The sequence below is a fragment of the Streptomyces sp. NPDC030296 genome, assembly GCF_055572815.1.
In genome coordinates this window covers 118,701-136,031 of record NZ_JBVICQ010000015.1, presented here as the reverse complement: position 1 = coordinate 136,031, position 17,331 = coordinate 118,701, and the positions used below count along the sequence as shown (strand labels likewise).

The window sequence follows — 17,331 nt, the reverse complement described above, 5'->3', positions numbered from 1 at the left end:
TGTGGGCCGGCGGGTCGTACGCTCCGGGCGGGGTGGACCCGGTGGCCTCAGGAAGCCGCCGTCCGCAGCCCCTGGAGGTCGATCTGCTCCGTCTCGTCGTGGGCCGTGAGGTCGATGACCTGGCCGACCCCGCGGGCCGCCTCGTCCAGGCGCTTGAACCGCGCCTCGGACTCGGCCTTGTGCAGCGCGAGCGCCTCCTGCCCGACCACGTCGGCGAGGTCCTCGTTCTGCACGGCCTCGATCACGTCCGCCTCCTTCTGCGTACCGAAGAAGTCGAACCCGCCCTCGACGGCCGTCCGCCGCTGCGGCGCCGCCGGGACGACGGCCACGGCGGTCGGCACCGTGAAGTGACCGGCCGGCCGCACCGCGGGCAGGGCGGGCCGCACGGGCTCCTGCGGCAACTCCGACCGCGCGGGCACGGGCGCGCCCGGAACGGGGGCCGCCGGTACGGGCTGGGCGGCCGCGTGCTCATGCTCGTCGACCGCCCCCGGCTTCCCCGCCGGATCGTCCTCCTCGGCGGTCACGACCGGAACCCGCTCCGCCGCCGCGTCGCTTTCGGCGGAACGTCCCTGCCGGGTACCACCGCCGTTCGGGCCGTCCGGATCGTCCTCCGGTGAACCGCCCTTGCCGGAACCATCCTTGCCGGAATCCTTCACGGACAGCGCCCGAACGGGCTCGTCCACGGACACGCCGCCGGGCGCGCGATCATCGCCCGAGTCGCCGGGCTCCCCCGGCTGCCCGGCCTCGACGGACTCGACGGACTCGACGGCAGCCTCGGTCTGAGCGGGCGCCTGGTCTTCGCCCTCGCCGTCTCGTCGGCCCTGAGCCTCGGTCCCATCGGCCTCATCGGCCCCGTCGGCCCCGGCCTCCGCCACGTCACCCTCACCACCGGCCTCAGCCTCGGCCGCGACGTCGGCGGCGCCGGCCACATCGGCACCGCCCTCCGCCTCCGCCGACGCCCCGGTCTCGGTCCGGTCCTCGGTCCGGTCCTCGGTCCGGTCCTGGTCGTCGGCCTCGGCCTCCGCGGCCACGCCACCGGTGTCCGCCCCGGCCCCGGTCGCGGCGACGTCCTCGTCCGAGACCCGCTCCGCGCCCTTCGCCGTCCCCCGCTGGGTGATGATCCGCTCCAGCGCCGAGTTCGCCCGCAGCCACAGCGCGGAACCGGCCGGGGAGAACACCCCGGACGCGGGCTTCCCGCCCTCGCCCGCCATGCCCTTGGCGCTCTCGACGTCCTCCACGTCCTCGAAGTCCTCGACGTCGTCGAACTCCTCGACGTCATCGCCTGCGTCTTCGGCACCCTCGGCATCCGCTCCAGCCCCGCGCGCCCCCCAGGGAGCGCCCGCCGCGGGAATCCCCTGGGGCGGCACCGGCGAAGCCTGCGCGGCGGCACGGCCCCGAGCCGCACCCGCGATCCCGGACGCGGCCCCCGCACCGGCCGTACCGGACGCGGCCCCCGTGCTCGCCGCGTCCTCCCCGCCGGCCGTCAGTTCCCGTGCGCCCTCCGGGGCGGTCGTCTCGATCTCCAGCAGGCGGCGGCCCTCCAGGGCGCTGGCCCGCTCCGTCTCGGCGGTGGCGTACCGGCGCAGCAGCGCGGCGTGTTCGTTGCGGAGGTTCGCCAACTCGGCCCGCTTGGCGCGCAGCTTGTGCTCCAGCTTGGTGCGCAGCTCGCGGGACTCCTCGAGATCCGTCTCCAGTTCCGCGACCCGCTCCTCGTGGCGCCATTCGTCGCTCGCCCGCGCGCGCGTGAGGTCGGCGACGCGCTTGCCCGCCTCGACGTCCCAGCGGCGCATGACCGCGGCGCCCACGGCCGCGGTGGCCGCGGCGAGCGCCGCGAGGACCCGGAGCACCGCAGGCCCGGAGAACACCCAGGGCCCGAGGGCGCAGACGAGCGAGACGCCTGCGATCGCCGTGGGGGGCAGCAGCCTGTGCAGAGGCGGTGAATGGCGGTGACGTCCACGTGGCATGGCCAGAAACTTACCGCGCGTAGGCGAATCATGGTGCCCCGGGCCGTAAAAACTCAGCCGCCCCTCTCACCTCCCACAAGCCCTCACAAGCTCCCTCGCCACCGGGGCACCAATGCGCTCACCGGCGGCTCCTCTACTCGATCAACTCCCGTCATTCCAGATACGCCTTGGCCACATCACGCTCTTTCGCCACGCGCGCAATTCCACGGATTCCACGGAATTGCCGACCGCCCGGAGCCGACCGGCCCGGAACCCCGCCCCTCACCGGTCACTGAGCCGTCCGCTGATCCACTGCAGGGTCGCCGGAATCTCCCGCCGCCACGTGTTGAAGTTGTGCCCGCCGCTGTCGAGGATGATCGACGAGATCCGCGTCGGCTGCTTCTCCTCGGCCAACGCGATGAAGTCCAGTGTGGCCTTGTAGTTGGCCTCTCCCTGTTTGCTGCTGGTGACGAGGAGAGAGGTGTCGGGCGCCGGCCGGTGCTTGAGGTACCAGAACAGATCGGCCTCGTTCCGCAGCGTCTTGTTCCCCCGGAAGAGGTCACCGGTGGTCGGGTCGAGCGGCGCCTTGTAGTACGGCGAGAGGCCCGCGCCGGCGGCGTACGTACCCGGGTGGTGGACGGCGAGCTTCAGTGCGCAGTACCCGCCGGTCGAGTCGCCGACGACGCCCCAACTGCCGGGCCTCCTGCCGACCCTGTAGTGGTGGCCGACCGCGTCCGGCAGGTCCCGCGCGAAGAACGTCTCGGTCTGCGGGCCACCCGGGACGTCCACGCACTCGGTGTCGCGCGGCGGAGCCACGGTCGGCCGCATCATGACCAGGATCATCGGCTGCGCCTTGCCCTCGCGGGCCAGCGTGTGGGCGGTCTGCGGGAAGTGCAGACCCTTGATGAGCGCCTCGGCGGTGCCCGGATAGCCGGTGAGGACGACGGCCGCCGGGAAACTGCGGGTGCGGTACCGGGGCTGGAAGTACTCCGGCGGCAGATACACGTACGCGGGGCTGGCGATCCGTGAGGTACGGCCGACGATCTCGACCTTCTGGATCTGCCCGCCGACCTCGGGCCGGCCGCCGCCCGTCACGTTCACCGGCCGGGTGTCGAGGACCCGCAACGGGCCCCCGGTCTCGGCGTCGTCGTGGTCGACGACGACGCCCTGCCCGGTCTCCCGGCCGAAGAGGTCGGCCCAGCTGGCGTAGAACCCGAAGGCCTGGTTCGCGGTGAGGCCGATGGCCGCGAAGACAGCGACCTGCGTGGCCAGCAGCACCCCGATCCGTCCGCACACGGGCCGCCAGCCCCGCCGTGCCAGCCTCGGCCACAGCCACACCGTGCCGACGAACAGCAGCACGGCTGACGTCACCGCCAGCACCAGCACCTTGTTGCTCGTAAGACCCATCGGGTTGTCCCCCGCCGTTCTCTCTTTCCCTGTCTTTCCCTGCCCTTTGGTTCAGCTTTCCGATGGAGAGTGAACCGACGTGGTCGAGGTGACGTCCTAGAGGGCGCAATGTCGCCGGATGCCGGAAAGGCACCGGGTCCAAGATCTCTCGCGGAACTACGGGATGCGATGTCTGTCAGGACAGATGGGGAAATGTCGGGTGGGGTTCCGGTCCGTTCGGGCCGACTCCCGCTGAGCGCCGCTCGGCGCGCACGCGGCCTGCTGCGCGGGCCGCGCCCCGAGGCGGTGCCCGCTCTGGTCGCCAGGGCCTGCACGCTCGTCGGGCTCGTGGACATCGCCGCCGGCGTGTTCCCCCGCTTCCGGCACAGCCGTATGCACGCGCTGGCGGAGGTGCTGCCGGGCGCCCTCGGCCCGTTCGCCGCGGCGATGTCGCTGAGCGCCGGGGTCCTCCTGCTGCTCCTCGCCCACGGACTGCGGCGGCGCAAGCGCCGGGCCTGGCGCGCGGCCGTCGTGCTCCTGCCGGCCGGGGCGATCGCCCAGTTCACCTACCGGCACTCGATCGTCGGCGTCCTCGTCTCCCTGGCACTGCTCGTCCCGCTGCTGCGCCACCGCGACGAGTTCCGCGCCCTGCCCGACCCCACCAGCCGCTGGCGGGCACTCGCCAACTTCATGCTGATGGGCACCGGTTCGATCCTCCTCGGCCTGCTCGTCGTCAGCGCCCACGCCCAGCCCATGGTGGGCGACCCGAGCCTCGCCGACCGGCTCGAACACGTCATCTACGGCCTCTTCGGCTTCGAGGGACCGATCGTCTACGCCGGCAACACCTCCTGGACGGTCGCCTTCTCGCTCGGCGCCCTCGGCCTGCTGACCGCCGTCACCACCATCTACCTCGCCTTCCGCCCCGAGCATCCGGCGGCCCGCCTCACCTCCGACGACGAGGTGCGGCTGCGCGCCCTGCTGGCCCGGCACGGCGGCCGTGACTCCCTCGGCCACTTCGCGCTCCGCCGCGACAAGGCGGTCGTGTTCTCACCGAGCGGCAAGGCGGCGGTGACCTACCGGGTCGTCTCCGGGGTGATGCTCGCCAGCGGCGACCCGATCGGCGACGTCGAGGCCTGGCCCGGCGCCATCGAACGCTTCATGGACGAGGCCAAGGCCCACTCCTGGACCCCGGCCGTCATGGGCTGCTCCGAGACCGGCGCCGAGGTGTGGACCCGCGAGACCGGCCTCGACGCCCTCGAACTGGGCGACGAGGCGGTGGTGGACGTCACGGATTTCTCCCTCACCGGACGCGCGATGCGCAACGTGCGTCAAATGGTGAAGCGCATCGAGCGCCTGGGTTACGAAACCCGGGTACGGCGCGTCCGTGACCTCGGCGATGCCGAGCTGGACCGCCTCCGCCGCGCCGCCGAGGACTGGCGGGGCACCGACACCGAGCGGGGCTTCTCCATGGCCCTCGGCCGCATCGGCGACCCTGACGACGGTGACTGCCTGATCGCCACCGCGCACAAGGCCGACGAGACACCCGGCCCCTACGGCGACCTGAAGGCCGTACTCCACTTCGTGCCCTGGGGCCCGGACGGCGCCTCCCTCGACCTGATGCGCCGCGACCGCTCCGCCGACCCCGGCATGAACGAACTCCTCATCGTCGCGGCCCTCGAAGCGGCCCCCCGCCTGGGCGTCCAGCGCGTCTCCCTGAACTTCGCGATGTTCCGCGCCGCCCTGGCCCGCGGCGAGAAGATCGGCGCCGGCCCCGTCCTGCGCGCCTGGCGCGGCCTGCTCGTCTTCCTCTCCCGCTGGTTCCAGATCGAGTCGCTGTACAAGTTCAACGCCAAGTTCCGCCCACGCTGGGAGCCCCGCTTCGTCGTCTACGCCACCTCGCGCGACCTGCCCCGCATCGGCCTGGCCGCCATGCAGGCCGAGGGCTTCGTCAGCCTCGCCCTCCCCCGCGTCCTGCGCCGCCGCCCCAGGCCCCCGGCCCCCTGCGCCCACGCCGGCCGCGACCACGACCTCAACGAAAGAACCGCCCAACCGGTCTGACCCACCCCGAACAGCCTGAGCGAGAGCCCCCACTACCCCGTGCCAGGGGCTCTCGCTCAGGTCGTCACAGCATCGAGGGGTCAGGCGGCCCGCGCCGCGCCCCCGTTGGTGTCGTCGTCCTCCGGGAGTTTGCACACGCGCTCCAGGAAGAAGGCGGCCACTATGACGCCGATGCCCGCGAGGACGGAGAAACCGGCGTAGATGGCCTGGTCGCGGCGGGCCGGTACGTCCAGGTGCTCCAGAAGGAAGACACCCACACCGCCGTACATCCCGCAGACGAGCGCGGCGACGAGGGCGCTGGCCTGGCCGAAGACGACGGCGCGGGCCGCCATCAGGGGATCGACCCCCTTGGCGTCGGGCTGCCGCTCCCGCTGGGCCTTGAGCCGGCTGCGGATGGAGAGCGCGGTGGCGGTGAGGACGGCGGCGATCAGGGCGAGGACGATGGGCGCGGCCAGCGGCACGCTCGGCAGTGTGCCCACCGAGTACCACAGCCGGGCCCCGGCCCAGGACAGCACCCCCGCCACGACGAACACCGTGGCCAGCGTCCTGATGCGCAGCTCTTTCACGATGCCCTTTCGACGAGTCCGGTGGTCCACGGACACCGGGAGCCGCGGGTGTCGGACGGTCGGTCCGATCCCCGGTCCCGGCGGCGTCGGGTGACGACCCCGACCCGGTAGACCTTAACGACTACTCGGGCAGGTGGAGTTCCAGGTCGGCGCGGGGCGACACGCCTTCACGGGTGAGGTCGTCGAGGATCGCGGCCACCGAGCCGCGGCCGGCGAGCAGCGCCTCCGGCTCCACGTCGTGCCAGGGCGCGAGGACGAAGGCGCGTTCGTGCGCACGCGGGTGCGGCAGGGTCAGGACCGGGTCGTCGGAGATCACATCGGCGTAGGCGACGATGTCCACGTCCAGCGTGCGCGGCCCCCACCGCTCGTCGCGGACCCGGTGGAACGCCTCCTCGACGGCCTGCGTCCGCTCCAGGAGGGACGACGGGGGCAGTGTGGTCTTCAGGACGACGACCGCGTTGAAGTACGAGGGCTGGCTGCCGGGCTCGACGCCCCACGGCTCCGTCTCGTACACCGGCGACACGGCTTTCACACGGACGCCGGGTGTGTCCTCCAGCGCGTCGATGGCGCCCTGGAGGTTCTCCAGACGGTTGCCCAGGTTGGAGCCGAGGGAGATCACGGCGCGCCGGGGGTTCTGGAGGGTCGTGTCGGCCTCGTCCACCTGCCGCACCACGGAGGCGGGCACCGGCTGGACGGTCGGGTCGCTCTGACCCCCGGTGAAGAACGCGGTCATACTCGGCTCCGGGTGATGGTGACGGTCACGTCGTCGAAGGGGACGGTGATCGGGGCGTTCGGCTTGTGGACGCTCACCTCGACCTCCTGGACCCCCTCGTGCCCCAGGCACGCCCGGGCGATGCGCTCGGCGAGGGTCTCGATGAGATTCACCGGCTCGCCCTCGACGATGCCCACGACCTCCTCCGCCACGATCCCGTAGTGCACGGTCTTCGTGAGGTCGTCGTCGGCCGCGGCCGGCCGGGTGTCCAGGCCCAGCGTGAGGTCCACGACGAAGGTCTGGCCCTCCTCGCGTTCGTGCGGGAACACTCCGTGGTACCCGCGGGCCTTCAGGCCGCGCAGCGCGACACGATCCACGCGAATCACTCCTGCAATCGTCGGTATCGGCCGGTGTCCTCCGGGTGCGGATCGGCACACCGGCCACCTCGAATCTACCTGCGGGCACTGACAGCGCCTGCCCGGGGAAGGCCGTGCCCACTCCCCGGGGGGAAGGGTTCACCGGGCGTTTCCCGCAGGGAACACGATGGCTCACGCGCCGGGCGCCGCCCATACCCGCACGGCCGTGTTCCCCGTCACGTCACGGCCCGTCCGGCGGCGCCCACCGGCTCAGGAGGGTGACTCCTCGCCCTCGTCGTCGGCGGACTCGGTGAGTACGGGAGAGGCGTGGTGCGACCAGAGCCGCCAGCCGTCGGCCGTACGGCGGAACACGTTGGTGGCGACGACCAGTTGCCCGACGAGCGGCCCGAGCTCGTCGCTGCCGTCCGGGGCGGGCGCGCCGCTGAGGATGTTCTCGGTGCAGGTCACCAGAGCGGTGTCCCCGGTGACGGAGACATGCACGTCGGTGAGGAAGAACTGGATGTACTCGGTGTTCGCCATGATCAGCGCGTACGACCGCAGCACCTCGCCGCGGCCGGTGAGCACCGGCCAGCCGGGGTGCACGCAGGAGATCACGCCGGTCTCGGCGGGGTCGTGGTACTCCTCGTCCACGCCCAGGTCGGCGGGGTCCAGCCAGAGCGAGGAGAGCGTCTCGAAGTCGCCCTGCTCCATCGCCTCGTAGAAGGCCGTGTTGGCGAGTTCGACCTGTTCGACATCGGTGTGGGCCGAGCTCACCGCTCCCGGGCTCCTTCGATCGCGCGGGCGACGCGGACGGCGTCGGCGGTGGCGCGCACCTCGTGCACGCGGACGGCCCAGGCGCCCTGCTGGGCGGCGAGGGCGGAGACGGCGGCGGTGGCCGCGTCGCGTTCCCGCGCGGGCGGCGGGGCGCCCTCGGGCCCGGCCAGCACCCGGCCGAGGAACCGCTTGCGGGAGGCGGCGACCAGCAGGGGGTGACCGAGCCCGTGCAGCCGGTCGAGGTGGGCGAGCAGGGCGAGATCGTGCTCCGCGTCCTTGGAGAAGCCGAGCCCCGGGTCGACGATGACGCGGTCGGGGGCGACACCGCCCTCCAGAACGGCCTCCACGCGCGCGTGGAGCTCGTCGACCACCTCGGAGACGACGTCGTCGTACACGCCCCTGACGTTGCCGCCCTCCAGGAAGCCGCGCCAGTGCATGACCACGAAGGGGGCGCCGGCGTCGGCGACGACCGGGATCATGGCGGGGTCGGCGAGACCGCCGCTGACGTCGTTGACGAGGGTCGCTCCGGCCGCGAGTGCCTGCTCGGCGACGGAGGCGCGCACGGTGTCCACGGAGACGGTGACGCCCTCGGAGGCCAGGCCCCGCACGACGGGGACGACCCGCCGCAGCTCCTCGGTCTCGTCGACACGCGTGGCGCCGGGGCGGGTCGACTCACCGCCCACGTCGACCAGGTCGGCGCCCTCCGCGACCAGTTCCAGACCGTGCTTGACGGCCGCCGTGGTGTCGAACCAGCGGCCGCCGTCGGAGAAGGAGTCCGGGGTGACGTTCACGACGCCCATGACCGCGCAGCGGTCCCACAGAGGCATACCAGCCACTCGGCCGCGCCGGTTCAGCTTGCTCATGCGACAAGCCTAGGCCCCCGGGAGCGGGCCGTGGTGGCCGCTCCTGCCGGGACCGGTCAGCGGGCCATGATGAGGCTCATCGCCTCGTTCCGCGTCGCGGCGTCCCGCAGCTGCCCGCGCACCGCCGACGTGAGGGTCTTGGCGCCGGGCTTGCGGATGCCCCGCATCGACATGCACATGTGCTCGCACTCCACGACCACGATGACGCCGCGCGGCTCCAGTATCTCCATCAGCGAATCCGCGATCTGCGTGGTGAGTCGTTCCTGCACCTGCGGGCGGCGGGCGTAGACATCAACCAGACGGGCCAGCTTGGACAGCCCCGTGATCTTCCCGCTGGTGGCCGGAATGTATCCGACGTGGGCGACGCCCCGGAACGGGACCAGATGGTGCTCACATGTCGAGTACACCTCAATGTCCTTCACGAGCACCATCTCATCGTGCCCGATGTCGAACGTCGTGGTCAGCACGTCCTCGGGCTTCTGCCACAGCCCCGCGAAGATCTCCTTGTACGCCCGCGCCACCCGCGCCGGCGTCTCCCTGAGGCCCTCCCGGTCCGGGTCCTCCCCGACCGCGATCAGCAGCTCTCGTACGGCGTTCTCGGCGCGCTTCTCGTCGAACTCGCCGATGGTGCCCTCGCCGTCCAGCGTCACGGGGTCGGTCATGTGGTGCCTCGCTCCTGCAGCCTGTGACGCGTGCGGCTGACGCGTCTGTTTACGGCCATACGACAGTGCCGCGCCCCCCAGGCTAGAACCAGGGGGGCGCGGCATCCATTCCGGGCCTGGTGAGGCGGCCGCGGCCGGGAGCGGTGGCTCCCGGTGGCCGGATCTCATCGGCTGGGCGTCAGCTCTCCGGACGCTCCTCCGGGGTCGCCTCGACGGTGGACTTGGCGGTGATCGCCGGCGTCGCGCCGTTGGCGCCGTTCGTCAGTGCCAGCTCCTTGGGGGAGAGCACCGGCGGACGGGTGGACGGCGTGCGGCGGGAGGAGCCGGTCCAGGCGGGCCTGGGCGGACGCTTGACGATGGGGGCGAAGATCTCGGCGATCTCCTCCTTGCCCAGCGTCTCCTTCTCCAGCAGCTGGAGCACCAGGTTGTCGAGGACGTCGCGGTTCTCGACCAGGATCTCCCAGGCCTCGTTGTGCGCGTTCTCGATGAGCTTCTTGACCTCTTCGTCCACGAGCGCGGCGACCTCTTCCGAGTAGTCGCGCTGGTGAGCCATCTCACGGCCGAGGAACGGCTCGGTGTTGTCGCCGCCGAACTTGATGGCGCCGAGACGCTCGGTCATGCCGTACTGGGTGACCATCGCGCGGGCCAGGTTGGTGGCCTTCTCGATGTCGTTCGCGGCGCCGGTGGTCGGGTCGTGGAAGACCAGTTCCTCGGCGGCGCGGCCACCCAGCATGTAGCCGAGCTGGTCGAGCATCTCGTTGCGGGTGGTCGAGTACTTGTCCTCGTCCGGCAGGACCATCGTGTAGCCGAGGGCGCGGCCCCGGGACAGGATCGTGATCTTGTGGACCGGGTCGGAGTTCGGGGAGGCCGCCGCGACCAGGGCGTGGCCGCCCTCGTGGTACGCGGTGATCTTCTTCTCCTTGTCCGACATGATCCGGGTCCGCTTCTGCGGGCCCGCGACCACGCGGTCGATCGCCTCGTCCAGCATCTGGTTGTCGATCAGCTTCTTGTCGCTGCGGGCCGTCAGCAGGGCGGCCTCGTTCAGGACGTTGGAGAGATCGGCACCCGTCATGCCGGGGGTGCGGCGGGCGACGGCGGACAGGTCGACGTCGGGCGCGACCGGCTTGCCCTTCTGGTGGACCTTGAGGATCTCCAGGCGGCCCTGCATGTCCGGGCGGTCGACGGCGATCTGCCGGTCGAAGCGGCCGGGGCGCAGCAGCGCCGGGTCGAGGATGTCGGGGCGGTTCGTCGCGGCGATGAGGATCACGCCGCCCTTGACGTCGAAGCCGTCCATCTCGACGAGGAGCTGGTTCAGGGTCTGCTCGCGCTCGTCGTGTCCACCGCCGAGGCCGGCGCCGCGGTGGCGGCCGACCGCGTCGATCTCGTCGACGAAGACGATCGCCGGAGCGTTCGCCTTGGCCTGCTCGAAGAGGTCGCGGACACGGGAGGCACCGACACCGACGAACATCTCGACGAAGTCGGAACCGGAGATCGAGTAGAAGGGGACGCCCGCCTCACCGGCGACGGCGCGCGCGAGGAGCGTCTTGCCGGTGCCGGGCGGGCCGTAGAGCAGGACGCCCTTGGGGATCTTGGCGCCGACGGCCTGGAACTTGGCGGGCTCCTGGAGGAATTCCTTGATCTCGTGGAGTTCCTCGACGGCCTCGTCCGCGCCGGCGACGTCGGCGAAGGTGGTCTTCGGGGTGTCCTTGGTGATGAGCTTGGCCTTGGACTTCCCGAAGTTCATCACCCGGGAGCCGCCGCCCTGCATCTGGTTCATCAGGAACAGGAAGACGACGACGATCAGGACGAAGGGGAGCAGGGACAGCAGGATGCCGACGAAAGCGTTCTGCTTGGTCGGGGAGACCGTGTAGCCGTCGGGGATCTGCTTGTTCTGGTACTTGTCCTGCAGGGTGTTGGCGAGGGTGACGCCCTGGTCGCCGATGTAGCTCGCCTGGATCTTCGAGCTGCCCTCGATCTTCTCGCCGTCCTTGAGCTGCACCTTCAGGAGCTGCTCTTCGCCGGTGGTCAGCTTGGCCTCTTGGACCTTGTTGTCATTGATCGCCTGGACGACCTGGCCGGTGTCCACCGTCTTGTAGCCGCCGGACGAGCCGACGACCTGCATCAACACGACCACGGCAAGGACGGCCAGCACGATCCACATGACTGGCCCACGGAAGTATCGCTTCACGTCCATCCATACGGAGCGGTGCCGCCCCGTCCCTCCTGCCATAGTGAGTTTGATAAAGACTGTTCTTCGGACGGTACCCCAGCATTGTCACCCGAAGCCGCGTAGGACCGATGGCACCCCGTCCTCGCATGCTCCAACGGCTTGAAACCCGCTGGGGTTCCCGAGCGTCTCAGTAAGACTGGCCCGTGTGCGTGACGCGGGTGGTTCAGCCGCCGTAGACGTGGGGCGCGAGCGTACCGACGAACGGGAGGTTCCGGTACTTCTCGGCATAGTCGAGGCCGTAGCCGACGACGAACTCGTTGGGGATGTCGAAGCCGACCCACTCGACGTCGATGGCGACCTTGGCGGCCTCGGGCTTGCGGAGCAGCGTGCACACCTTGAGGGAGGCGGGCTCGCGGGAGCCGAGGTTGGAGATCAGCCAGGACAGGGTCAGGCCGGAGTCGATGATGTCCTCGACGATCAGGACGTGCCTGCCCTTGATGTCGGTGTCGAGGTCCTTGAGGATTCGCACCACGCCGGAGGACTGGGTGCCCGCGCCGTAGGAGGACACGGCCATCCAGTCCATGGTGACCGGGGTGGACAGCGCCCGGGCGAGGTCCGCCATGACCATCACCGCGCCCTTGAGGACGCCGACGATGAGCAGGTCCTTGCCCGCGTACTCCGCGTCGATCTTCGCGGCCAGCTCGGCCAGCTTCGCGTCGATCTCTTCCTTGGTGATGAGCACCTGCTTGAGGTCGGCACCCATGTCTTTCGCGTCCACCCGCATCACTTTCGGTCGTCCCAGGGCCGCCGCCGGACGCTTCTTCCCCTGGGGGCCCGGGGCCCGGTGAGGGGCCCCTTCGGCGTCCGGTTTCAGCCTTGCCGAATCACCAGTCTGCCACCCTGGCGCCGGGCGACGACCCGGCCGGGGAGATTGATGGCCCCCTGGCCGCGCCATCCGGTGATGAGCCGGTCGATCTCCTCGATGTGGCGGGCGAAGAGGGAACCGGCCGGGGCACCGGCCTCGATGGCGGCGCGGCGCAGGACGCGGCGCCGTACGGCGGGGGGCAGGGCGTAGAGCTTGGCGCACTCCAGGAGGCCCGCGGCGTCGCGTACGGAGGCCTCGGCCTGGCGGGCCCAGGCGTCGAGGGCGTCGGCGTCGTCGCGAGAGAGCTGGGCCGTACGGGCGAGGGCTTCGACGACGCCCTTGCCGAGGGCCTTCTCCAGGGCGGGCAGGCCCTCGTGGCGGAGCCGGGAGCGGGTGTAGGCGGGGTCGGCGTTGTGGGGGTCGTCCCAGACGGGAAGGGACTGGACCATGCAGGCCTTGCGGGCGGTCTGGCGGTCGAGCGCGAGGAAGGGGCGGCGGTAGCGGCCGCCGGCCCCCGAGACCGCGGCCATACCGGACAGGGAGCGGATGCCGGAGCCGCGGGCGAGGCCGAGGAGGACGGTTTCGGCTTGGTCGTCGCGGGTGTGGCCGAGGAGGACGGCGGTGGCGCCGTGGCGTTCGAGGGCGGCGTCCAGGGCGGTGTAGCGGGCGTCGCGGGCGGCGGCCTCGGGGCCGCCGTCGCGGCCGACGGTGACGGCGACGGACTCGGCGGGGTCGAGGCCGAGTTCGCGCAGGCGCAGGACGACTTCCTCGGCGCGCAGGTCGGAGCCGGGCTGCAGTCCGTGGTCGACGGTGATGCCGCCGGCGCGGATGCCGAGCTTGGGCGCCTCGAAGGCGAGGGCGGAGGCGAGCGCCATGGAGTCGGCGCCGCCGGAGCAGGCGACGAGCACGAGCGGCGGGGGCGCGGGCTCGTGCGGGGGGCCACCGGCGTCGGCGGGGGGTGCCGGTGCCGGGCGGGGGGCCGGGCTCTCGTGGGAGGACGTCGGGCCCGGCACGGCCTCGGGGGGTGCGGCCGTGAGGGGCGTGGACGCCGGTGGTGCGCCGGTGAGGGGTGGCGCGCCCGGGGTCGTGCGGGCGGGCGTGCGACGGGTGGTGTTCGTGGTGTGTTCGGTGAGGATGTCGTGGAGTACGCGGCGCACCGCCAGGCGTATCGCCGCGACCGCGGGGTGGGGACCCATGTCCGGTTCCCTTCACGAAATTGTCGGGGGGTGAGCCCGAGGTCGGTCACGCTGAGTGTGTAGATGGTGACAGAACCGGGCCGTTCCCCGAGCATTGCACGCCTACCCATCGCTCACGGTCCCTCGGACGGGTGATTGGTGGGGCGTTCGCCTGCCGTCGGCCGGATTCGTTCACCACACTCGCGTGCGGCTCACGACTCCGCCTTGCGGTGCACCCGTGCGACCCAGTCCGCGGGTTTGGCGATCTCCGCCTTGGTCGGCAGGGTGTTCGGCGAGGTCCACACGCGGTTGAACCCGTCCATGCCGACCTGTTCGACGACTGCGCTCACGAACCGTTCGCCGTCCCGGTACTGCCTCAGTTTGGCGTCCAGGCCGAGCAGCTTGCGCAGGGCGAGGTCCAGTCGGGAGGCGCCCTTCGCGCGGCGCTGCTGGAACTTCTCGCGGATCTCGGAGACGGACGGGACGACCGCGGGGCCCACTCCGTCCATCACGAAGTCGGCGTGTCCCTCCAGGAGGGACATGACGGCGGTGAGGCGGCCGAGGATCTCGCGCTGGGCGGGGGTCTGCACCAATTCCACGATCGAGTGACCGTCGTCGCCGACCTCTCCTTCGGGGCGGCCCCCCGCGAGTGACTGGGCGGCCTCCCGGATGCGCTCCAGGACCGTCATGGGGTCGACCTCGGTCTCCTGCAAGAAAGACTGGATTTCGCCCTCGAGGTGGTCACGCAGCCAGGGGACGGCCGTGAACTGGGTCCGGTGGGTCTCCTCGTGGAGGCAGACCCAGAGGCGGAAGTCGTGGGGCTGGACGTCGAGTTCGCGCTCGACGTGCACGATGTTCGGGGCGACCAGCAGGAGCCGGCCGCCGCCGTTCTCGCCCGCGGGGAGATCGCGGGACGCCGGGGCGAAGGTCTCGTACTGGCCGAGGACCCGGGAGGCCAGGAACGACAGCAGCATGCCGAGTTCGACGCCGGTGACCTTGCCGCCGACGGCGCCCAGCACCGCTCCGCCGGGGCTGCCGGCGCGACGTTCCTGCATCTTCTCCAGCAGCGGTTTGAGCAGTTCCCGGAACCCGGCGACGTTCGCCCGGACCCAGCCCGGGCGGTCGACGACGAGGACGGGTGTGTCGTCGGCCTCGTCGGGGAGCATCCGCGTGAACGCGCGGACGTGCTCCTCCGAAGCCTTCGCGTGTCGGCGCAGCTCGGCGACGATGGCGCGTGCCTCGTCGCGGCTCACGTCGGGGCCCGGCCGTACGAGCCGGGTCGCGGTCGCCACCGCGAGATTCCAGTCGACCATCTCGGCACCACCGATGCGCGTCATGTTGTCAACCGTACGGGAGCGCTGCCGCTTGGGGCAGGCCGCGCCAAAGGTGGGGGGTGGTGCCAGTAGTCCAGCGACTGCGGGTGGGTGGGGGTTGATCGCGCAGTTCCCCGCGCCCCTTTTTGGGCCTTCGGCCCATCAAGGGGCGCGTTCCTTCCCAAGGATCAGCGGCAGCCGCAGCTGGCCAGGGCTGAGGCTGCTGTGTCCAGGGCTGCCTGGGCCGGGTCGCGGCTGGGGGTCTCGGTGGCCATGAAGGCGAAGGACAGGAGGCGGCCGTCCGCGTCGACGACGGTGCCGGCGAGGGTGTTGACGCCGGTCAGGGTGCCGGTCTTGGCGCGGACGACGCCGGTGCCCGTGGAGCCGGCGGGGTAGCGGGTGCGCAGGGTGCCCGTGAAGCCGGCGACGGGGAGGCCGGTGAGGACCGGGCGGAGTTCGGGGTGGGAGGGGGACGCGGCGGCGGCGAGGAGCGAGGTGAGGAGGCCGGGGGTCAGCCGGTCGCCCCTGCTCAGGCCGCTGCCGTCGGCGAAGGCGATGTCGCCGAGGGGGAGTTCGAGTTTCTTGAGTTCCTTCTTGATCGCCGCCCCGCCGCCCTCGAAGCTGGCCGGTTCGCCGGCGGCGAGGGCGACCTGACGGGCGAGGGCCTCGGCGATGTCGTTGTCACTGTGGGTGAGCATGCGCTCGACCAGGGTGGACAGGGGCGCGGAGGAGACGGAGGCGATCTCCTCGGCCTTCTTGGAGGCCGTGACGGGGCCCGCGTCGGCGCTCTTGGTCGCCTTGACGCCGCGGTCCGCCAGGAGGTCCGCGAAGGCGCGGGTGGCGTCCGCCGGCGGGTCGAGGCTGCGCCTGGCCGTGCCGCTGATGGAGTCGTTCAGGCGGGCCTCGTCGACCATGAGGGCGGTGACGGGGGCCAGGTTGTCGTCGTGGCCGATGGTGTGGAGCACGGGTCCGTCGTAGCGGGACGTGTCGTAGGAGAGGGTGATCTCCTTCAGGTGACGCTTGGCCAGTGCCGCGGCCGTCCGGTCGGCGAGGGTGCGCAGGCTCGCGTAGCCGCCGGCGTCCTTGTGGGCCGTCAGGGTGGGGTCGCCGCCGCCGACGAGGACGACCTTGTCGGAGCCGGGCTCCAGGACGACGCGGGTCTCGATGCGGTGGTCCGGGCCGGCCGCCGAGAGGGCCGCGGCGGCCGTGGCGATCTTGGTGGTGGAGGCGGGGGTCAGGGCGTCGTCGGCGCCCTTGCCGTACAGCAGCTCGCCGGTCCTGACGTCGACGACGGCCGCCGCGCGGCGGGGCCCGAGCGCCGGGACCCCCAGCAGCGGGTCCAGGACGGCGGCGAGGGCGTCGCCGCCGGGCATGGAGTCCGCGCCGGAGGCGCCGCCGAGGCCGGCCAGCACGGAGGGGGCGCTCGGCGCGGGCTTGGGCGCCCCCTGGGCCGTACCGGACGACGTACCGGAATTACGTCCGTGATCTGCGCCACCCTCGTGACCGTGCGATGCGGCCCAGTCGCGCTCGGCCGTACGCTGGCCGGTGGAGTCCCAGGGCCCGGCGGCGAGGACGGCGCCGGTCGAGAGCACCAGCCCCAGGGTGGCAGCACCCGCGGTGAGCTGGAGGTTCGTGAGGTTCTTCGTGCTCCCCGTGAGTCGCGAAGAGCGCGCACCGACGGCGCTCGTGACGCGTACGACACCGGGTTTCACCACCCGTGCGACGCGCGCGGCACCGGGTTTCACGGCGCGCGTCATCCGCACGACACCCGGTTTCACGGCGCGCGCGACCCGCACCACATGCGGTCTCGCGGCCCGCCAGACCTTCGGCTCGGGCACGACCACCAGCCCCTTTCGCGATCACACACCTGCGTGAGGGACACTTAACCACCAGAACTATGTGTTGATCATGGAGGAGCCACCGGTGGAGTTCGACGTCACGATCGAGATTCCGAAGGGTTCGCGGAACAAGTACGAGGTGGACCACGAGACCGGTCGGATCCGCCTGGACCGTCGGCTCTTCACCTCGACCAGCTACCCGGCCGACTACGGCTTCGTCGAGAACACCCTCGGCGAGGACGGCGACCCGCTGGACGCGCTGGTCATCCTGGAGGAGCCGACCTTCCCCGGCTGCCTCATCAAGTGCCGCGCGATCGGCATGTTCCGGATGACCGACGAGGCCGGCGGCGACGACAAGCTGCTGTGCGTCCCCGCGTCCGACCCGCGTGTGGAGCACCTGCGTGACATCCACCACGTCTCGGAGTTCGACCGCCTGGAGATCCAGCACTTCTTCGAGGTCTACAAGGACCTGGAGCCCGGCAAGTCCGTCGAGGGCGCCGACTGGGTCGGCCGCGCCGAGGCCGAGGCCGAGGTCGAGAAGTCGTACAAGCGCTTCAAGGAGCAGGGCGGTCACTGACCTCCCGCCTTGCAGGCCGTGGAACCGAACGGGCCGCGTGTCCCCTCGTGGGACGCGTGGCCCGTTCGCGTAC

At 71.6% G+C, this 17,331-nt stretch carries 15 protein-coding genes; 2 read left to right on the top strand and 13 right to left on the bottom strand.

Annotated features, from left to right (window positions below; translation table 11 throughout):
• Nucleotides 1–47: 47 nt before the first annotated feature.
• Nucleotides 48–1,964: a coiled-coil domain-containing protein gene (locus ACZ4Z3_RS34730; RefSeq protein WP_468504780.1), complete on the bottom strand. Its 1,917-nt coding sequence runs from the start codon at nucleotides 1,962–1,964 to the stop codon at nucleotides 48–50.
• 261 nt (nucleotides 1,965–2,225) lie between these two features.
• Entirely contained in the window at nucleotides 2,226–3,350 is a 1,125-nt protein-coding gene (locus tag ACZ4Z3_RS34725) for an alpha/beta hydrolase (RefSeq protein WP_468504779.1), read from the bottom strand.
• A 192-nt stretch (nucleotides 3,351–3,542) separates the two neighbouring features.
• On the opposite strand from ACZ4Z3_RS34725, the gene ACZ4Z3_RS34720 reads away from it, so the two are divergent.
• The gene (locus ACZ4Z3_RS34720; protein WP_468504778.1) at nucleotides 3,543–5,387 is read left to right on the top strand and encodes a phosphatidylglycerol lysyltransferase domain-containing protein; all 1,845 of its coding nucleotides are present in this window, start codon (nucleotides 3,543–3,545) and stop codon (nucleotides 5,385–5,387) included.
• Nucleotides 5,388–5,467: 80 nt separating this feature from the next.
• Here ACZ4Z3_RS34720 and ACZ4Z3_RS34715 read toward each other — a convergent pair whose 3' ends face one another.
• The 11 genes from ACZ4Z3_RS34715 to dacB form a co-directional block, all read right to left on the bottom strand.
• Nucleotides 5,468–5,953: a DUF3180 domain-containing protein gene (locus ACZ4Z3_RS34715; RefSeq protein ID WP_055542201.1), complete on the bottom strand. Its 486-nt coding sequence runs from the start codon at nucleotides 5,951–5,953 to the stop codon at nucleotides 5,468–5,470.
• Between the two features lie 121 nt (nucleotides 5,954–6,074).
• Complete coding sequence (gene folK / locus ACZ4Z3_RS34710) at nucleotides 6,075–6,686, bottom strand: 2-amino-4-hydroxy-6-hydroxymethyldihydropteridine diphosphokinase (protein ID WP_468504777.1); 612 nt, start codon at nucleotides 6,684–6,686, stop codon at nucleotides 6,075–6,077.
• Complete coding sequence (gene folB, locus ACZ4Z3_RS34705; RefSeq protein ID WP_055522859.1) at nucleotides 6,683–7,042, bottom strand: dihydroneopterin aldolase; 360 nt, start codon at nucleotides 7,040–7,042, stop codon at nucleotides 6,683–6,685. Before folB ends, folK begins: the two co-directional genes overlap by 4 nt.
• A gap of 249 nt (nucleotides 7,043–7,291) precedes the next feature.
• A complete protein-coding gene (locus ACZ4Z3_RS34700) occupies nucleotides 7,292–7,795 on the bottom strand; it encodes a nuclear transport factor 2 family protein (protein WP_055522857.1) in 504 nt (167 codons plus the stop codon).
• Nucleotides 7,792–8,658 carry a dihydropteroate synthase gene (gene folP, locus ACZ4Z3_RS34695; protein WP_468504776.1) on the bottom strand — a complete coding sequence of 289 codons (867 nt, stop codon included), beginning with the start codon at nucleotides 8,656–8,658 and terminating at the stop codon, nucleotides 7,792–7,794. The genes ACZ4Z3_RS34700 and folP overlap by 4 nt, the downstream gene beginning before the upstream one ends.
• Nucleotides 8,659–8,714: 56 nt before the next feature.
• Nucleotides 8,715–9,320 carry a GTP cyclohydrolase I FolE gene (gene folE, locus ACZ4Z3_RS34690; RefSeq protein WP_355403702.1) on the bottom strand — a complete coding sequence of 202 codons (606 nt, stop codon included), beginning with the start codon at nucleotides 9,318–9,320 and terminating at the stop codon, nucleotides 8,715–8,717.
• Between the two features lie 178 nt (nucleotides 9,321–9,498).
• Complete coding sequence (gene ftsH, locus ACZ4Z3_RS34685; protein ID WP_468504825.1) at nucleotides 9,499–11,514, bottom strand: ATP-dependent zinc metalloprotease FtsH; 2,016 nt, start codon at nucleotides 11,512–11,514, stop codon at nucleotides 9,499–9,501.
• Nucleotides 11,515–11,713: 199 nt separating this feature from the next.
• Entirely contained in the window at nucleotides 11,714–12,274 is a 561-nt protein-coding gene (gene hpt / locus ACZ4Z3_RS34680) for a hypoxanthine phosphoribosyltransferase (RefSeq protein WP_055542655.1), read from the bottom strand.
• Between the two features lie 86 nt (nucleotides 12,275–12,360).
• The gene (tilS, locus tag ACZ4Z3_RS34675; RefSeq protein ID WP_468504775.1) at nucleotides 12,361–13,551 is read right to left on the bottom strand and encodes a tRNA lysidine(34) synthetase TilS; all 1,191 of its coding nucleotides are present in this window, start codon (nucleotides 13,549–13,551) and stop codon (nucleotides 12,361–12,363) included.
• A 191-nt stretch (nucleotides 13,552–13,742) separates the two neighbouring features.
• Nucleotides 13,743–14,867, bottom strand: coding sequence for a zinc-dependent metalloprotease (locus ACZ4Z3_RS34670; protein WP_468504774.1), 1,125 nt, complete (start codon nucleotides 14,865–14,867; stop codon nucleotides 13,743–13,745).
• Between the two features lie 164 nt (nucleotides 14,868–15,031).
• Entirely contained in the window at nucleotides 15,032–16,687 is a 1,656-nt protein-coding gene (gene dacB, locus ACZ4Z3_RS34665) for a D-alanyl-D-alanine carboxypeptidase/D-alanyl-D-alanine endopeptidase (protein ID WP_468504773.1), read from the bottom strand.
• A gap of 79 nt (nucleotides 16,688–16,766) precedes the next feature.
• Here dacB and ACZ4Z3_RS34660 point away from each other — a divergent pair, with 79 nt between their 5' ends.
• On the top strand, nucleotides 16,767–17,258 hold the full coding sequence (locus ACZ4Z3_RS34660) for an inorganic diphosphatase (RefSeq protein WP_055520960.1): 492 nt from the start codon (nucleotides 16,767–16,769) through the stop codon (nucleotides 17,256–17,258).
• The last annotated feature ends 73 nt before the right edge of the window (nucleotides 17,259–17,331 follow it).